Source organism: Hymenobacter aerilatus (genome assembly GCF_022921095.1).
GTDB lineage: Bacteria > Bacteroidota > Bacteroidia > Cytophagales > Hymenobacteraceae > Hymenobacter > Hymenobacter aerilatus.
The window spans coordinates 2,835,528-2,853,910 of sequence record NZ_CP095053.1; the positions used below are offsets into that span (position 1 = coordinate 2,835,528).

Annotated in this window: 11 protein-coding genes; 8 read left to right on the forward strand and 3 right to left on the reverse strand. The window is 57.6% G+C overall.

Annotation, left to right across the window (positions count from 1 at the left end):
* Positions 1 to 62: 62 nt before the first annotated feature.
* From MUN82_RS11900 to MUN82_RS11925, 6 genes are all read left to right on the forward strand, one after another.
* On the forward strand, positions 63 to 3,224 hold the full coding sequence (locus tag MUN82_RS11900; RefSeq protein WP_245090557.1) for a SusC/RagA family TonB-linked outer membrane protein: 3,162 nt from the start codon (positions 63 to 65) through the stop codon (positions 3,222 to 3,224).
* 182 nt (positions 3,225 to 3,406) lie between these two features.
* Positions 3,407 to 4,969, forward strand: a complete 1,563-nt coding sequence (locus MUN82_RS11905; protein WP_245090569.1) for a RagB/SusD family nutrient uptake outer membrane protein — start codon at positions 3,407 to 3,409, stop codon at positions 4,967 to 4,969.
* A gap of 130 nt (positions 4,970 to 5,099) precedes the next feature.
* Positions 5,100 to 5,906, forward strand: a complete 807-nt coding sequence (locus MUN82_RS11910; RefSeq protein ID WP_245090571.1) for a PI-PLC domain-containing protein — start codon at positions 5,100 to 5,102, stop codon at positions 5,904 to 5,906.
* 41 nt (positions 5,907 to 5,947) lie between these two features.
* Complete coding sequence (locus MUN82_RS11915; protein WP_245090573.1) at positions 5,948 to 7,177, forward strand: alkaline phosphatase; 1,230 nt, start codon at positions 5,948 to 5,950, stop codon at positions 7,175 to 7,177.
* A gap of 196 nt (positions 7,178 to 7,373) precedes the next feature.
* Positions 7,374 to 8,339, forward strand: coding sequence for a phosphatidylinositol-specific phospholipase C (locus MUN82_RS11920; protein ID WP_245090577.1), 966 nt, complete (start codon positions 7,374 to 7,376; stop codon positions 8,337 to 8,339).
* Between the two features lie 108 nt (positions 8,340 to 8,447).
* Positions 8,448 to 8,708, forward strand: coding sequence for a hypothetical protein (locus MUN82_RS11925; protein ID WP_245090580.1), 261 nt, complete (start codon positions 8,448 to 8,450; stop codon positions 8,706 to 8,708).
* Here MUN82_RS11925 and MUN82_RS11930 read toward each other — a convergent pair.
* Positions 8,705 to 10,222, reverse strand: a complete 1,518-nt coding sequence (locus MUN82_RS11930; RefSeq protein WP_245090584.1) for a trypsin-like peptidase domain-containing protein — start codon at positions 10,220 to 10,222, stop codon at positions 8,705 to 8,707. The genes MUN82_RS11925 and MUN82_RS11930 overlap by 4 nt on opposite strands.
* 686 nt (positions 10,223 to 10,908) lie before the next feature.
* Here MUN82_RS11930 and MUN82_RS11935 point away from each other — a divergent pair.
* Positions 10,909 to 12,303: an undecaprenyl-phosphate glucose phosphotransferase gene (locus MUN82_RS11935; protein WP_245090586.1), complete on the forward strand. Its 1,395-nt coding sequence runs from the start codon at positions 10,909 to 10,911 to the stop codon at positions 12,301 to 12,303.
* Between the two features lie 24 nt (positions 12,304 to 12,327).
* On the forward strand, positions 12,328 to 13,074 hold the full coding sequence (locus MUN82_RS11940; RefSeq protein ID WP_245090588.1) for a WecB/TagA/CpsF family glycosyltransferase: 747 nt from the start codon (positions 12,328 to 12,330) through the stop codon (positions 13,072 to 13,074).
* Between the two features lie 80 nt (positions 13,075 to 13,154).
* Here MUN82_RS11940 and MUN82_RS11945 read toward each other — a convergent pair whose 3' ends face one another.
* On the reverse strand, positions 13,155 to 16,457 hold the full coding sequence (locus tag MUN82_RS11945; RefSeq protein WP_245090591.1) for an Ig-like domain-containing protein: 3,303 nt from the start codon (positions 16,455 to 16,457) through the stop codon (positions 13,155 to 13,157).
* Between the two features lie 736 nt (positions 16,458 to 17,193).
* Complete coding sequence (locus tag MUN82_RS11950; protein ID WP_245090593.1) at positions 17,194 to 18,372, reverse strand: hypothetical protein; 1,179 nt, start codon at positions 18,370 to 18,372, stop codon at positions 17,194 to 17,196.
* Between the last annotated feature and the right edge of the window lie 11 nt (positions 18,373 to 18,383).

Below are 18,383 nucleotides of genomic sequence, written 5' to 3' on the forward strand. Positions count from 1 at the left end.
CCTGCTATGCGCGCTGCTACGTTTCGGGAGTCTTTTTGTTTCCGCCACTTCTCTTTGCCTCTATGCCAAAACACGTACAGCTACGACCAACCCAAACCGCAGGCAAGCGGACGGTTGTAACGCTTGTTGCCCTGAGTTTAACGGGTTCGGCCGTGGCCGCCCGGTCCCTACCCTACTCGCCTGATCAGCCCGTAACGGAGGCGCTTCCTTTGCTGGCTGCTACCCCAGTTACCGGTCGCATCACCGACAAAGCCGGTCAGCCCCTACCCGGCGTCACGGTGCTGGTGAAGGGTACCAACACCGGCACCACCACCGACCCCGACGGCCGCTTTCAACTAACCGTGGAAGACCCCACGCAAGCTGTATTGGTGGTGTCGTTTATCGGCTACGAAAAGCAAGAGCTGCGCGTGGCCGAGCAAACCGACTTCAACATTACGCTCTCGGACGCGGCTACCGGTTTGGATGAGGTGGTCGTAATTGGCTACGGCACAGCCAAGCGCGAGAACGTGACTACTGCCATTGCTACCCTGCCCAATCCCGAGAAACAGGCCCAGCGCCCTATTTCCACAGTGCAGGACATGCTGCAAGGCAACGTGGCCGGCGTGACGGTGCTGCAAAACGGCGGTGACCCGTCGGCCACGGCGCGGGTAGTGATTCGTGGGGCAGGCTCCATTAATGCCGAGAATCCGCTGTACGTGGTGGACGGCATGCCCTATTACGGTGGCCCGATTAACCCCAATGATATTGCCAGCCTTACGGTGCTGAAGGATGCCGCGGCGGCGGCCATCTACGGAGCGCAGGCTGCGTCGGGTGTCATCGTCATCACCACCAAAAGCGGTAAGGCCGGCGTGCCCCGTGTGACCATCGACACGTATCAGGGCTGGCAATCGGCGTACAAGCTGCCTCGCGCGCTGAACGCGGCTGAGCAAGCCGCCGCCTACAACCAGGCGGCCGACAATGCCGGGGTAGGCCGCCCCGCGGCCCACGACGCCACCAAGAACCCCTGGGGCCAGATTACGCGCACCGATTGGGTGGACGAAATCTTCCGCACAGGCAGCATCTACAACCTGAACGCTACCGTGAGTGGGGGCAACGAGCGGGGCCGCTTCCTGACATCCTTCGGCTACCACAACCGCGAGGGGTTGCTGCTGAACACCAACCTAAAGCGCTACACCCTGCGCCTGAAATCGGACTACGACATCAGCCCCAAGATTACAGTAGGCCAGAACGTGTACGTGAACCAGCGCACCGCCCGGGGCACCAACACCAGCAACAGCTACTCAGGCAGCATCATCAACGCCATCTACATGCCCGCGGCGGCGCCCGTGCGCAACGAGGACGGCACGTTTGGGGGCGTCACGCCGATGGCTCCGGCCCCAGAGTTTGCCTTTGCTGGTGCTTATGGCGACGTGTACAACCCCGTGGCGCTGCTAGAGCGCCCTACCGTGGATAATCCGTTCCTGAACCTGAATGGCATTGGCTACGTGGAGTACAACCCGCTGGCCAACCTGAAGCTGCGCAGCAGCTTCAGCCTCGATTTGCAGCGCGAGTCTTACAAGCGCTTCGACCCGCGCATTCCGGAGCCGGGCCGCGCTAACACCATGAACTACCTGAACCAGAACCAGACCGACCGTAACCGCTGGATTTGGGACAACCAGGTAAGCTATCAGAAAAGCTTCGGCAAGCACTTCTTCGACCTCACGGCCGTGTACTCGGCCCAGCGCACCAACTACGAGTATTACTCGGTGCAGGCCCAGAACTTCGACCGCGAGGACGACTGGTACCAGTACATTGGCAACGCCAAGGAGTTTGTGCAGCGCCCCGGCAGCGACGTGTGGCAAGATGCCCTTACCTCGGCCATTGGCCGCCTCACCTACAGCTACGCCGACCGCTACTTCCTGACCGGCAGCGTGCGCCGCGACCAAACCTCGCGCCTCTCGCGCTACAACTCCGACTACTTCCCAGCCGTGTCGGGCGCCTGGAAAATCTCTTCGGAGTCGTTTTTCAACGTGAAGCCTATTCAGACCCTGAAGCTGCGCGGCTCGTGGGGGCAGATCGGCAACATTCAGTCGGTGGCCTACTACGCCTACAACGTGCCGCTTGTGACGGGGCAGTCCTACTTGGGCAGCACGCCGGCTTACTACGCGGGCTACTATATTAATAAGCAGTCGAACCCCAATTTGAAATGGGAACGGTCGGAGACGTTTGACGTAGGCTTAGACGTGGGCATGCTGGATAATCGTCTGACCATCACCGCCGATTACTTTCAGAAATATACCCGCGGCCTCATCCTGGCCGTGGCACCTAACACCAGCGCCGGGGTAGGCGAAGGCGCTACCTCCAACGTGGGCACGGTGCTGAACAAAGGCATAGAGTTGGGTCTGGGCTACAACGACCAGGTAGGCGACTTCCGCTACCAGCTGAACGGCAACATCGCTACTCTGAAAAACCGCGTGCAGGACCTCGACGGCTACGGTGCCGACTTCATCCAGCACACCGACAACGTGCGCACGCAGCTTTATCCCTACCGCTCGGCACCGGGGCAGCCGCTGTATGCTTACTACTTGATTCCCAATGAAGGTCTGTTCCAGACGGAGCAGGAGGTAGCGGCCTACACCAATGGCGAGGGCAAGCTGATTCAACCTAATGCCAAGCCCGGCGACCTGAAGTTTCGCGACGTGAACGGCGACGGTAAAATTGACGACAACGACCGAGTGTATAAGGGCAATGCCATGCCCAAGCTCACCTACGGCCTCACGCTGGGTGGGCAATGGAAAGGCTTCGACCTGAGCATGTTTTGGCAGGGTGTGAGCGGCGTGGAGTTGTTCAACGCCTATAAGTTCTCGACCTATAACGCCGGCTTGCAAGGCTACAACCTCGACCGCCGCGTGCTGAACGCCTGGACGCCAGAAAATACCAACACCGACATCCCGCGCCTCTCCACCAACGACGCCAACCAGAACTTCAGCCGCGTATCGGACTGGTACCTGGAAAACGGTTCCTACCTGCGCCTGAAAAACCTATCCATCGGCTACACCCTGCCTGCCGCCCTCACCGACCGCGTGCGCACCGGCGCCAGCCTGCGTTTCTACGCCACCGTCGAGAACCTGGTGACCTTCACCAAGTACTCCGGCCTCGACCCTGAAGTAGGCGGCATCGGCCTCGACCAAGGCACCTACCCCCTGCCCCGCACCTTCACCATTGGGTTGAATTTGGGCATTTAAGTCGGTTATCAGTTGCTAGCTCGTTCTGGTGGGACGCCTCCCCCCCCGGCCCCCTCTCCAAAAAGGAGAGGGGGAGCCGAACGATTTTCTATCATCATTTACCAATGACCGCGCCGCCGTGGCTCCCCCTCTCCTTTTTGGAGAGGGGGCCGGGGGGTGAGGCGCACCTTAGCACAACTTACATGAAACGCACATACGCTACCCTCCTCTTCACCTCGCTCCTCCTCAGCGCTGCCACCAGCTGCCAGGACGAGTTTACCGACCTCACGCCCCAGGGCACCATCACGGACGCCAACTTCTGGCAAACTGACGCCGACGCCGTGGCTGCTTCCAACGCCCTGTACACCTACATGAGCAATGACGACATGTTCGGGCGCGGGTTTTTCTGGCTGATTAATGCCTCCGATGACATGGTGACCGGCCGCGTGCGGGCAACTGCCGCCAACGTGCGCAACTTCACGGCCACTGGCAACGAGGGCGACACCAACAAGATGTACGGCTACTCGTACCGTGTCATTCGCCGCTGCAACGAGATTCTGAAGAACGTGCCCGGCATGAGCATCAGCGAGAGCCTGAAAAACCGGGTGCTGGGCGAGGCGTACTTCATGCGAGCCTTCACCTACTTCCACATTGCTACCCGCTACGGCGACCAGCGCGCCGGCGTGCCCATCGTGACAGTAGACAACATGGACCAGAACGAGTTTCCGCGCCCTGCCAGTGTAGTAGAAAACTACCAGTTGATGGAGCAGGACTTCAAGAAGGCCGCCGAGTTGCTGCCCCTCGTTACGGCCTACTCTGGTGCCGATTTGGGTAGGGCGCACAAAGACGCTGCCCTGGCCTACCTCACCAAAACCTACGCCTTCTGGGCGCAGTACGACAAGAGCAAGTGGGCCGAGGCCGAGAAGGCTGCCGATGCCGTAGCCAGCTCTGGCTCGGGTAGGGCGCTGCTCAGCACCGGCCAACCGCAGCAGGACTTCCACAGCGTGTTCACCATCCCGAATAACTGGTCCTCGGAGTACATCTGGTCAGTAGTTTCGGGCAAGCAGGACGGCAGCATTCTGCCGGGTGTGCTGCTCGAAAACAAGGGTTGGGGCCAATACAATGGTTGGGGCTACTTCCAGCCTACCCTGGAGCTGTACCAAGAGTTTGAGGCCGGCGACCCACGTCTGAAAGCAACTATTCTCACTTTCGGCGACGAGTTTACCTACCTGGGTGCTACCAAGCGCTACTCGTCCACTAACTCGCTCACGGGCTTCCAGTTCAGCAAGTACATGCAGCCCTACGAAACGCCTGTGACTACCCATCTGAACGCCAACGGTGACAAGCCCACCACCGACCTGAACGTGCCGCTGATGCGCTACGCCGAAGTGCTGCTGCTGAAAGCCGAAGCCCAAATCATGCAGGGCAAGAGCGGCGACGTGGCCCTGAACGCCGTGCGCCGCCGTGCTGGCCTAACGCCCAAAACCGGCGCTACCCTCGCCGACCTCAAGCACGAGCGGCGCGTGGAGCTGGCTGGCGAGTTTGCCGACCGCCACGCCGACCTCGTGCGTTGGGGCGACGCCCAGACTGCCTACGCCAAGCCCCAGCATGGCCGCCAGTACGCCGACCAGTCCAACCCCAACTCTACCTATAAAGTGGTGGAAGTGTGGCCCGCTCGCACCTTCAACCCCGCCGTGCACCACGTGTGGCCTATCCCCCCCACCGACCTCGCCAACTCGAAAATCGCGCAGAATCAGGGGTGGTAGACTCAACCCTTAAACCGCTGCCGTCTGGCTCCCCCTCTCCTTCTCGGAGAGGGGGTAGGGAGGTGAGGCGCACCGTTAGCACACCTGAACCGCTGACCATCAAGCCAGCGGTTTGCCTATTTTCCCACCTATGATCAAAACCATTGCTTCTGCCGTCCTCACGGCCTTGTTGCTCACCACAGCTGCTCACACCCAAACGCCACACTTCCAACCTGCGCCGCCGCTGGAGCAAGGTCACTCCCACAATGATTACTGGCGCCCGCACCCGCTGTTCGATGCCTTGCAGCTTGGCTTCAAAAGCGTAGAGGCCGACGTATTTCTGGTTGATAGCACCATGCAAGTAGGCCACGAGCGTGCTGCCCTGCACCCCACCAAAACCCTGCAAAGCCTCTACCTCGACCCACTACGCCAGCTCAACGGCCAACTCTACACCAAGCCCGCCGAGCTGTGGCTGTACGTCGATTTCAAAAACGACGGTGAGGCTACCTACGCGCAGTTGCATAAAGTACTCAGCCGCTACCGCAACATGCTTTCTACCCCGCAGCAGCCCCGTGCGGGCGGTGTGCGCGTCATTCTCACCGGTGGCTACCCCCGTCAGCGAATACTCGCCGACCCCAACCGGCTTGTGTTCCTCGACGGTCAGCTCACCGACTTGCAAGCTGGTTTGGCCGCCAATATTCCAACCGTCAACGGCAACTGGAAGAAGACGTTTCGCTGGGACGGGGTAGGCAAGATGCCCGCTGCCGAAGCCACTCGCCTACGTCAGCTCAACGACCAGGCCGTGCGCACCGGCCAAAAAGTACGGTTCTGGGACTTGCCCGCCTCCACAGTGGCCCAGCGCCAAGCCGTGTGGCAGGAACTGCTTCGTTACCCTGCCTTGCTAGTCGGCGCCGATGAGCTAGTAGAGCTGAAGCAAGTAATTGACAAACAGCGCTAGTCTACGCCGCGTAGCTAAGCGCTTTATCTACACCCTTCTGTATGCAATCTTTTCGTTCGGCACTGTTGCTGAGTAGCAGCGTGTGCTTCCTGGCCTGTACTACTACCCACACCACCCCCACAGACCGTAGTGCGGCTATTGAAGCTATCAAGCATACCCCTGATGCTCAACCGGCCGAGATACCGCTGTACAAGCGCGAGTTTCAGCTAGATCAGCCCTACCCCGTACCGGCCCTTACCCCCTACGCTGGTCCGCGCAAACCCATCAAAAACGTCATTCTGATGATTGGTGATGGCATGGGGCCGGCGCAGGTAACGGGTGGCCTACTCGCCAACCGCGGCCGCTTGTTTATGCAACAGGCGCAGGCTACGGGCTTTAGCATCACCCAAAACCAGTACGGCAAGATTACTGACTCGGCCGCCAGCGCTACGGCTATGGCCACGGGCCACAAAACCTACAACAGCGCCATCGGCATGGACTCGCTGGGGCACCAGTTTCGCTCTATTATGTGGGATGCGCGGGAACACGGCAAATCTACCGGCCTGGTAGTCGCCTGCGAGCTGACCGATGCCACGCCCGCCTGCTTCGCCGTGACGCACCCTACCCGCAACGACCAGGAAGCCATTGCCCTAAAGTACCTCGCGGCCCCCATCGACTTTATGTATGCTGGCGGCCTGCGCTACTTCACCCAGCGCCAAGACCACGCCGATTTGCTGCTGCAATGGCGCCAAAAGGGTTATCAGGTGGTTACCAAAGCCAGCGAGGTAGCCAGCATCACCGGTCCCAAAGCCGTGGCCCTGCTCGCCGAAAGCGGTCCGCCCGCTGTGGCCGAACGCACGTCTGCCTACATCAACCAGGGCGTGGACAAGGCGCTGGAAGTGCTCAGCAAAAACAAAAATGGCTTTTTTCTGATGATTGAAGGCTCGCAGATCGACGATGCCGGCCACTTCAACAATACCACCCAAAACGTGCAGGAAGTGCTGGACTTCGATCAGCAGATAGGCAAGGCCTTCCGGTTTGCGGCCGCCAACGGCGAAACCCTGGTTATCGTCACGGCCGACCACGAAACTGGCGGCTACAGCATCTTGGGTGGTAGCGCCCCTACCGGTAAGGTAGCAGCCAACTTCGCCACCAATAAGCATTCCGCCGTGATGGTGCCTGTGTTTGCCTATGGGGTAGGGAGCGAGTTATTTACGGGTATGTACGAGAATACAGATATTTATTATCGGATTAAGAAAGCGCTGAACTGGAATACTACTGAGAATAATTAAGTAAAAACAGAACGTCATGCTTCGGCAAGCTCAACATGGTATTTCATCCACTTTTTAAATATAAAATATATTTAACAAATTATTATGTTTCTCCAAAATGTTTATTATTTAAATAATATAAAATACAATAGGTTGAGGAATGCAAAATAGATATTTGCTCAAGTTATATTCTATATCACCTCCTACGCGCTTGAGCATGAAACCTTCTATTACCTTTCTTTCCGCGGTGGCCTGCGCCACTCTTCTCACCTCCTGTGACAAGCAAGAGAGCATACAGCCCACCTCTGCTGGTTTGGGCATGGCCACCACTACGCAGTCGGCCGTGTCCTACTCCCTGAATAATTGGATGGGGGCCGTTAACGCCAACCTGTCGTTGTCGCAGCTGAGTATTCCGGGCACCCACGACTCGGGGGCGCGGTTTGAGCCGATTTCCGGCACCGCCAAGTGCCAAACGCTCACCATTGGGGAGCAGCTCACGGCCGGGGTGCGCTTCCTCGACATCCGCTGCCGCCACATCGACAACAGCTTTGCCATCCACCACGGCGCAGTATACCAGAACCTGAACTTCGACGATGTGCGCACTGCTTGCTTGGCCTTTTTGCAGGCCAACCCTACAGAGTGCATCATCATGTCTATCAAAGAGGAACACACACCCAGCAATAACACCCGCACCTTCGAGCAAACGCTGGACACCTACCTGCAAAAGAACCTCGACAAGTGGTACTTGAGCGCCACCGTTCCTACCCTGGGGCAGGCGCGTGGCAAGATTGTGCTGCTCCGCCGCTTCTCCGCTACTGCTACCCCCAAAGGACTCGACGCCACTGCCTGGGCCGACAATACCACATTCAGCATCAGCAATGGGCAGGCCCAGCTGAAGGTGCAAGACCAGTACAAAGTGCCCGACAACGCCACCAAATGGACCGCTATGACACAGCTGTTTGGCGAGGCGAAGGCCGCGGCGCCCGGCCGCCTCTACCTCAACTTCGCCAGCGGCTACAAGCCCGGTTTGTTTGGCATCCCCAACATTACTACGGTATCCAACAACATCAACCCGCGCCTCACCACTTTCTTCGGCGCTCAAACTACTGGCCATTTCGGCATTATTCCGATGGATTTCGCGGAGGCCAATCGAAATAATTTAATTGTTAAGACTAATTTCTAGTGTCACTTAACAATCACGTCCTACGTATAAAATATACGCAGGACGTGATTGTTAATTTTTATCTGCCAAATAATAAATCATTTGTTCACGTCATATTAAAAATAAGCCATGCATAATATTTTGTTTTCGTCTTGTCCGCTTACGTCGACAGACAAGCCTGCGCCCGTTACAGCACCATCGCAACCGACTACTAGTCGCCGGTTGCTGAGCATTTCCATGGCGCTACAGCTCAGCGGGGCACCCGCTCCTACCGCTGCCACCCGGATTCTGCTAGCGCGCTACGTGGCTGGCCAACTTTCGCTGACCGATATCCTACCCGAGCTGTGGCAGGATAGGCTAGACACCATTACCACGCCCGCTTCGGCCTAGGTGCCGAGCGAAAAGTCAAAGACTACGCGGGAGCCATCGGGTGCAATGGCCAGCACCTGAATGATGCCGTTCTGAGCCGAGAGCAAGGCTTTGTCTATATCCTGCGGACTGTCGATGGCCTGGCCGTTGATGAAGGCGATGATGGTACCGCTGGGAATACCTACCTGATCGAAGAAGCCGCCCCGCCGCACCTCCCGCACCAGCACGCCGGCCTGTAGGTTCAGCTGTTGCTTGATGGCATCGGGAACGGGGGCAAAGCTGGCCCCGAGCTTGTTGTAGATCTTTTCCAGGCTGGCATTGCCGCGGGCCGCAGCGGTGGCCTCCTCGCCCTTGAGCGTGGCCGAGGTAGAGCGGCGCTGATTGTTGCGCAGGTAGGTGAGTTTGACCACGTCGCCGGGCCGGTGTCGGGCCACCCTTTCCGAAAACTCAGCCGATGAATTCAGCTGCACGCCATCGATGCTCTGGATAATGTCGCCCTCTTGCAAGCCAGCCGCAGCAGCCGCGCTGTTCTCCAGCACTCCTGTTATATATACGCCTTTCACCACGCCCGGCTGCAAGCCTTGCTGAAGCAGATACTGAGCTTCTACAGCCGGCGAGGGATACGAAACACCCAGTAACCCACGTTTCACGGTGCCATACTTGCGCAAATCGCCCAGGATCTTCCGGGCTAGGTTGACGGGAATGGCAAATGCGTAGCCGGCGTAGCTACCAGTTTGCGAGGCAATGGCTGAGTTGATGCCAATCAGCTCGCCATCGGTGTTTACCAGCGCGCCGCCGCTGTTACCGGGGTTGATGGCCGCATCGGTCTGGATAAAGGATTCGATGCCGGTATTACCTGCCGGCGCCGCATAGCCGTTCTGACTGGGCCGGTTGATGATGCCGATGCTACGGGCTTTGGCACTCACAATGCCAGCCGTCACGGTAGTATTCAGCGAAAACGGGTAGCCCACGGCCACCACCCACTCCCCTACCTGCACATTGTCGGAGTTGCCTAGCCGGATACTCGGCAGGCTGTCGGCTTCTATTTTCAGTAGCGCCAGATCGGTATTTGGGTCGCGACCAATCAGCTTGGCCTGAAACTGCCGGTTGTCGGGTAGAACGACTTCAATCTGCGAGGCATTTTCAACGACGTGGTTGTTGGTGGCAATGTAGCCGTTGTTGGTAATCAGTACCCCGGAGCCAGAACCTGCGGCCGGCCCACGCCCGCCAGGTGTCCCATACCCCTGCCCAAACCCGGCGGCGTAGCCACCAGATGTCCCGTAGATGGTCTTGATGTGCACCACCGCGGGCGTGGCGGCCTTGGAGGCTTTCACAAAGTTGCCGATGCTGCCCGAAACGGTAGTTGTGTCGCTTAGGGTAGCAGCCCTCGCTGTATCGTCCGCAAAAAAGGCTGTGGCGGCGCGCTCATCGGCGTCCCTACCCTTTTCCGGTTCCTGCCTGCTGGTGCAGCTCACGCTTATTAGTTGCAGCAGGCAAAAGCCTCCAAAAAGTAAACGTATCGTCGGTATGCTCATGGGTTTAAAGCTGTGTACAGCGCCAGTTACTGTGGTGTGGCTTAAGCGTCAGAAAAAGACAGGATACTCTAACGCAATTGCGACGTCCAAGATGCGTAGCTGGGCAAAGCATCTCCGGAAGATCCAACTGACGACAGTCGATAGAGCCAGGCACTACGCCTCTCCTAATAATCCAGTATTCATTGAATCTACCACTTCCTATTTTTCACACTTATCGTTTTTGATATAAATCTCTGAAAACATGATACTTATATACATCAACAAGTTCTCTCTACTCAGATCATACTGCTTTCTCTCCGACCATTATACCCTACCCTGTCAAAGACATTATTCCAAGTTTCTTCCGGCAAAAGCGATAAAATAGATGTATTCACACTCATTAATATAATACAATTAATACTTGATTTATAGATACTTAGAGGTTGAGGGAGGTTAATTTTATATGAAATACCCAATTTATTCCTTTGTCACTGCAACCTATTAGAGCGAATCAAGTATATGGACACAGACATGTCACTAATATGATTTATCGCAGATACTATTCTAAAATGACCTATGATAGTCATATTTTTTAAAGAATAAACTATATTTGCTGCACTATTTAGTGAATCATCTACGCCGCTCTTCAGTCCTTTCCATCCATACCACCCAGGATTGCTTCAGTTGCCAACCTTTCATTTTACTGTATGGAACGTTACACTTACTACAATAACTCTCAGAGGCTTATTTTACCCATCGTTGATAGCCTGATTATTTTCGGCGTTTTTCGTCTCACTGCGCACCATTTGTTGGGCACCTGGCAGTTTGATGGGTACTACTCCTTGTTCTTCGCAGTATTTGCGCTGCTCTGGTGGATCATTTCGGGTCAGTACGCAAACATCTACCGCGTCGACCGACTGATTTCCTACCCTGAGAAGCTGCGCAACCTGCTGCTGGCCTTTATGATCCATGCAGCCGTGCTAATGTCGGGCGCGCTGGTGTTGAAGGTATACTGGCTGCCTATGCCCTACCTGCTGGCCATGTATGGCGCTATGATGGCGGGCATCGTGGCAGGCCGCTTCCTGCTGGCGTTCCTACGGCGCACCTACCAGCAGCACTTCGCTCGCCCGCACAGCCGCTTCGTGATGGCGGGCACCAGCAGCAGCGCTCGGCAGCTTCAGGAGTTCTTGTCGCTGCACGACCCAGTGGGCAACCAGTTCATGGGCTTCTTCACAGATGATAAGGTACCCCAAGGCATGGAGCACATGATGCGTGGTGGTATCGATCAGCTGAAAGACTTCTGCAAGCAGAACCAGATCGACGAAATCTACTTTGCTATGCCGCTGGACCAGCACGAACTGGTGCAGGACCTGTCGGGCTTTGCCGACGACCACTTCATCTCGTTCCGCATCATTCCGGATTTCCAGGGCACAATGCGGCAGGATATCAACGTATACTACTATAACCACCTGCCTATCCTCACCGTGCGGCAGCATCCGCTGGGTTTCCGGCCCAACCAACTGATGAAGCGGGCGTTTGATATTGCCTTCTCGGGTATGGTGATTCTGTTCATCTTCCCTATCATCATGCCGATTCTGGCGCTCATCATCAAGCTAGACTCGAAAGGCCCCGTATTCTTCAAGCAGATGCGTCCTGGCAAGCGGAACCAGTTGTTCCCCTGCTACAAGCTGCGCACCATGCGTACTGATATGGTAGTGGAGCTACAAGCCACAAAGGGCGACGCCCGCATCACCCGGGTGGGTCGGTTCCTGCGCAAAAGCAGCCTCGACGAGATACCGCAGTTCTTCAACGTGCTGCTGGGCCACATGTCGGTGGTAGGGCCACGTCCCAACATGGTGTCGCAGTTGGAAGAATACTCCAAGCAGATCCGTACGTATCCAATGCGCCACACCGTGACGCCGGGTATCACGGGCTACGCTCAGGTGAATGGCTACCGCGGCGAAACTCGCGCCGATGGTGCTATGGAGAAGCGCGTAGAGTATGACCTGAAATACGTAGAAAACTGGTCGTTCCTGCTCGACCTGAAAATCATTGGTAAGACGGTTTGGAACATGGTACACGGCGAAGAAAACGCCTACTAACCTTCCTGCGCTTCCCGCTTTCGTATGTTACCCAAACGTCTTGTTTTAAATTCCGGCATCTCCACGGGTACCTTTCCGGAGTTTGTTGATACCATTCTGCAACTGGGCGCGGCCCGCACCTCAGCCTACGTGTGCTGCGCCAACGTGCACATGCTGGTAGAAGCCCACCGCGACGCCGAGTTTCGTCAGGTGCTGGCCGACGCCGATGTAGTAACACCCGACGGTAGCCCGGTGGCCGGGGCCGTGGGCTGGTTCCACGGTAAGCGCCAGGAGCGCGTGGCTGGCATGGACCTCACCCCTGCCCTGCTAGCCGAAGCCGAGCGCCGGGGGCAGTCGGTCTACTTCTATGGCACCACGGATGCTGTGCTCAGCAAAATCCGGGAACGGATTGAGCGGGAGCTGCCCAATTTGCGCATTGCCGGCATGGTTTCTCCCCCCTTCCGAAAGCTCACCCCCGAAGAAGAAGAAACGCACGTAGCAGCCATCAACGACGCCGACCCCGACTTGCTTTTCGTAGCATTGGGCTGCCCTCGTCAGGAAAAATGGATGGCCGCGCATAGGGGCCGCATCAAAGCCTGTATGCTGGGGGTAGGGCAAGCCTTTCTTACCTACGCCGGGCTGGAGCAGCGCCTACCCGCTTGGGCCCGTCGCTTGTGGCTGGAGTGGGCTTACCGCCTGTGGCTGGAGCCGCGCCGCTTGTGGCGCCGCTACCTGGTTACCAACTCTCACTTCATCTACCTGATAGCCCGCAAGGCGCTGGCACGTGGCTAAGTAAGGAGTACTTTACCATCTGATTAGCCATAAAAAAAGGTCGTCCATTGGGACGACCTTTTTTTATGGCTAGCAGTTGCTTAACGAGCAACTACTAAGCGTTTGGTGTAATTGTGTCCTGGGCCTACTACACGCAGCACATAATTGCCAATGGGTAGGTTGGCGGTAGATAACGGCAGATAGTTGCTGCCACTCACCACCGATTGCACGTAGTGCGCCATTTCCTGCCCTTGCAGGTTGAAGATGCTGATGGTGACGCTACCCGCCTGCTCAAAGGGAGCGGCAATAGTCGTCTGCACGTTGGCCGGGTTCGGGAATACGCTGAACTCGGTGACGCTGGCAGCATTAGTCTCAGCCGTAGTGGCCGATAGCCTTTCGGCGGCGGTGCTGTTGCTGCTGCTCACCGCGCTGAAGGTATTCTGCTGCACACGCACCAGCTCTACGTCATCAAAGTACAGCCACTGGCCGGCGCCAGCTTTCGAGTATACTCCTACCTCGCATTGGCCATTCGTCACCTGAATACCGCTGATTTCTATCTGCGTCCAGGTGTTGCTAGCGCCGATGTTGGCCGTGCGCTGGCTACCGCCATAGTTGCGGGCTTGTAGCTGCACTGCACTCTGTCCGCCGCTGGATTTGGCCCACACCCGCAGGGTATAGGTGCCATTGGCCAGCCCGCTTACCATCTGGTACGTATATACTTCGTAGGGCTCGGGACGGTAATGCGTAGCATGGTAGAGGCCCGAGCGTGCACCCGGATAGATTTCCGTGTAGTCGGCGTTGTCGCTGCTGCCGCTGCCGGGAGTCGTGCTCCAACGGCTGGGCGTTTGCGTGGGGAACAGGTCGTTGTCGAAACTAGCGTTCTGCACCATGTTGCTGCCCTCGCTAACGGAATTGGTTTGCGCGATAAACTCGACATCATCGAAGTAGATCCACTGCCCACCACCGCCGGCCTTGGAGTAGAAGCCTACCTCACACTCACCCCCGCTCACGCTGATGTCCTTTATCTCCACCTGCGTCCAGTTGCCGTTCACGCCCCCCTCGGTGGCCCCGATGCTGGCCGTGCGCTGGCTGCCGCCGTAGTTCTTGACCAGCAGTTGCGCCGCGCTCTGCCCGCCGCCGCCTTTCACCCACGCCCGCAGCGTGTACTGCCCCGCCGGCAGGTTGCGCACAGTTTGGAACGTATACACCTCGTAGCTGCCCGGCCGGTAGTGCGTGCCGTGGTAGGTGCCCGTGCGGGCCGTGGGGTAGGTCTCGGTGTAAGAGGCGTTCGTGCCCGTGCCGTTGCCAGTCCACGTCAGCCAGCCCGCCGGCGACTCCGTCCCTTTGCCGTCCGCCTCGAAGCTCGGGTTTACAATATAATTGTTGCCTGCTACCGGGCTTCCGCTCGAAACTGGTGCGCTTGGAGAGGGCAACACAACTGTGCCTACTACCGTGATGTTTACAACATTAGAAGTGGTAGTAGCCCCATCGTTGTCGGTCGCTACGGCCGTCAACGACAGCGTGCCGATGCCCACGGGTTTCCAGCTGAATTGGTAAGGAGCCGATGCGGTTTCACCCAGCTTGGTGGTGCCGCTAAAGAACTCTACCTTTTTGATAGAACCGTCTGAGTCAGCAGCATTGGCCGTCATCGTCAGGGAGTTGCCCAATGTCAAGTTATTCACTGCGGCGGTTAGGCTCACGGTTGGTGCCACGTTGGGTGCAGAAGGGGTACCGGATTGCGCGACGAGCTCCACATCATCGAAGTAGATCCACTGCCCACCACCGCCGGCCTTGGAGTAGAAGCCTACCTCACACTCACCCCCGCTCACGCTGATGTCCTTTATCTCCACCTGCGTCCAGTTGCCGTTCACGCCCCCCTCGGTGGCCCCGATGCTGGCCGTGCGCTGGCTGCCGCCGTAGTTCTTGACCAGCAGTTGCGCCGCGCTCTGCCCGCCGCCGCCTTTCACCCACGCCCGCAGCGTGTACTGCCCCGCCGGCAGGTTGCGCACAGTTTGGAACGTATACACCTCGTAGCTGCCCGGCCGGTAGTGCGTGCCGTGGTAGGTGCCCGTGCGGGCCGTGGGGTAGGTCTCGGTGTAAGAGGCGTTCGTGCCCGTGCCATTGCCCGTTGACGTCAGCCAGCCCGCCGGCGACTCCGTCCCTCTGCCGTCCGCCTCGAAGCTCGGGTTTACTACATAGTTACCGTTACCGCTTGTGGGCGGCGTGGGTACGGTTGGGGTAGTATTGCCATTCTCCGGTCCGAGGGTGATGCCATTTTGTTGCAGCTTCTGCTGCCAGCGCACGTCCTCGGCCCGCTCCGTGTCCACCGTCACCGGGTTGGGCAAGGCCTGCACCGAGCAGCTCGCGCACGCCCCCGGGCTCATGTCCAGCCGCCCGTTCTGCCCCCCCTTGCTCATGTAGCCCACCACCGTGCGCTCCACCCGGTTGTTGAAGAACACGTTGCCCGGCAGTTTGTAGTAGTTGAAGATAGAAGTCGCCGCCCACGTGCTCGGCAAACGCGTGCCGTCGGCGAGCTGCCCGCTGGTGACCAGCCGGTTGTCGTGGTAGTAGATGTCGTGCCCGGCGGCAATGTTCATGGCCGCGTTGCAGGTGCTAATGAACTGGTTCTCGTAGGCCTCCACGTACGCCGTCACCTCCGAGGCGTTGCCGTTGCCGTCCGTGGTCATGCCCGTGCCCGTGTAGCCCGTGGCCGTGGCCGGGAAGGGGTAGGCCCCGAACACGAAGTTGTTGTGCACCCGGATCGGGCTGCCGCTCGTGCCCGAGCTGGCGTACAGGTTGATGTTGTCCTCCACCAGGCTCTGGTTGGCCGTGTTGCGCACCTCGTTGTAGCTGATCTCTACCCCCGAGAGGCTGCGCACCGTGTTCAGGATCACGAAGCTGGCGCGCGTGCTGCCCTGGTTGCCGCGCCAGCGCCCGTCGATGTTGCGCGCCTGGTTGTAGCGCACCAGCAGGGGCTGGCTCACCCCCGACACGCCCGCGCTCTGGCTCCAACGGTCGATGTTGAGCCCGCTGGTCTGCTCGAAGTAGTTGTGCTCGATCCACAGGCGCCGGGCCCGGAAGCTGTTCACGAACCGGCCCCGGCCCACGCCCGTGCGGCTGGGCTCCAGCCCGTAGCCACGAGAGTTGCGCACGACCAGGTCCGCCCCCTCGCCCGAGACGATCAAGTCGCCCGCCCCGGCCAGCGTGCAGTTCACCAGCTGCACGGGCTCGGTGGTGGCAATGCGAATGCACGGCACCGAGCTGTCCAAGCTCCGGTATGACCCACTGTACACGCCGCCCTTCGTGATTGTAATAGGACTGCTATATGTTATATTCGGAGCTTGTGCCTGTGCTGCTGCTGGCAGCAACGTCATACAGGTGATGATGGCCAAGCCTAGCGACATCAATTGAGTGGACCAGCTCTTAAGGCTTCTTTGTTTGGCAGAGAAAGTAAATTGCTTTCGCATCTGTCAAGTATAAAGTTCAACAAGTGTAGAATCTTAAATAAATTATATTATTCAGCTTCTACAATTGTAAAGATAGTGCTGGAGATGTTATTTGTATAAATCTAAAACATAGCAATAGATATATATCGAGGAGAAACGCGAGGCATTTAGACTAAGTATTTCACGCATAATAATTCCTTAATAAGGGCGACTTATATATAAATAAAACCTAATATTCAAAAATGTATCTACATCTAAAAACAGCCAAATAGGTGATGTTGACGCAGTAAGTACCATCTTTTGCGACGGCAGGGAACTTATTTTTGCAAAATAAAAATCAGTAAAATCTAAAATATAATTGCACTATTACCTGTTGACCTTTTGAGAAAAGTCGGCTTTTTGAACGTGTTTTTTGGAGAAATCACCCTCTCCAAATGACCAAATTTTATTACTAACTATTTCGTCCATTAAACCGTAGCGAGTCGATAATTAGGCAATTGATATGCGTAAATCCGAATACAACAGTTTGCACTGAGCACGGTAATTTATTATCTAATCCTGCACTTATTATATTCTTCAAAAAACGGTAAGGCCCTACCCTATTTTATGAAGACCATTAGCTTATCACCTATAAGCCTAATGAGATAGGTTGCACAACCTGTAACGAGCACTATCTATACCGTATATATACAGCTTATTGGCTACCCTTTTCTGGTCCGATAGTGATGCCATTTTGTTGCAGCTTTTGCTGCCAGCGCACGTCCTCGGCCCGCTCCGTGTCCACCGTCACCGGGTTGGGCAAGGCCTGCACCGAGCAGCTCGCACACGCCCCCGGGCTCATGTCCAGCCGCCCGTTCTGCCCCCCCTTGCTCATGTAGCCCACCACCGTGCGCTCCACCCGGTTGTTGAAGAACACGTTGCCCGGCAGCTTGTAGTAGTTGAAGATAGAAGTCGCCGCCCACGTGCTCGGCAACCGCGTGCCGTCGGCCAAGAGCCCGCTGGTGACCAGCCGGTTGTCGTGGTAGTAGATGTCGTGCCCGGCGGCAATGTTCATGGCCGCGTTGCAGGTGCTAATGAACTGATTCTCGTAGGCCTCCACGTACGCCGTCACCTCCGAGGCGTTACCGTTGCCGTCCGTGGTCATGCCCGTGCCCGTGTAGCCCGTGGCCGTGGCCGGGAAGGGGTAGGCCCCGAACACAAAGTTGTTGTGCACCCGGATCGGGCTGCCGCTCGTGCCCGAGCTGGCGTACAGGTTGATGTTGTCCTCCACCAGGCTCTGGTTGGCCGTGTTGCGCACCTCGTTGTAGCTGATCTCTACCCCCGGCAGGCTGCGCACCGTGTTCAGGATCACAAAGCTGGCGCGCGTGCTGCCCTGGTTGCCGCGCCAGCGCCCGTCGATGTTGCGCGCCTGGTTGTAGCGCACCAGCAAGGGCTGGCTCACCCCCGACACGCCCGCGCTCTGGCTCCAGCGGTCGATGTTGAGCCCGCTGGTCTGCTCGAAGTAGTTGTGCTCGATCCACAGGCGCCGGGCCCGGAAGCTGTTCACGAACCGGCCCCGGCCCACGCCCGTGCGGCTGGGCTCCAGCCCGTAGCCACGAGAGTTGCGCACGACCAGGTCCGCCCCCTCACCCGAGACAATCAAGTCGCCCGCCCCGGCCAGCGTGCAGTTTACCAGCTGCACGGGCTCGGTGGTGGCGATGCGAATGCACGGCACCGAGCTGTCCAAGCTCCGGTATGACCCACTGTACACGCCACCTTGGGTTATGACCAGGACCTTTTCTTCCCTATCCTTGCTAGCCGAGCTTTGGCAGCGCGCCAGCAGCAGGCTGCAGCTCACGGCAAAAAGTAGGCGTTGTAGGCGTAGGTAGGACATGAGCGAGTAGA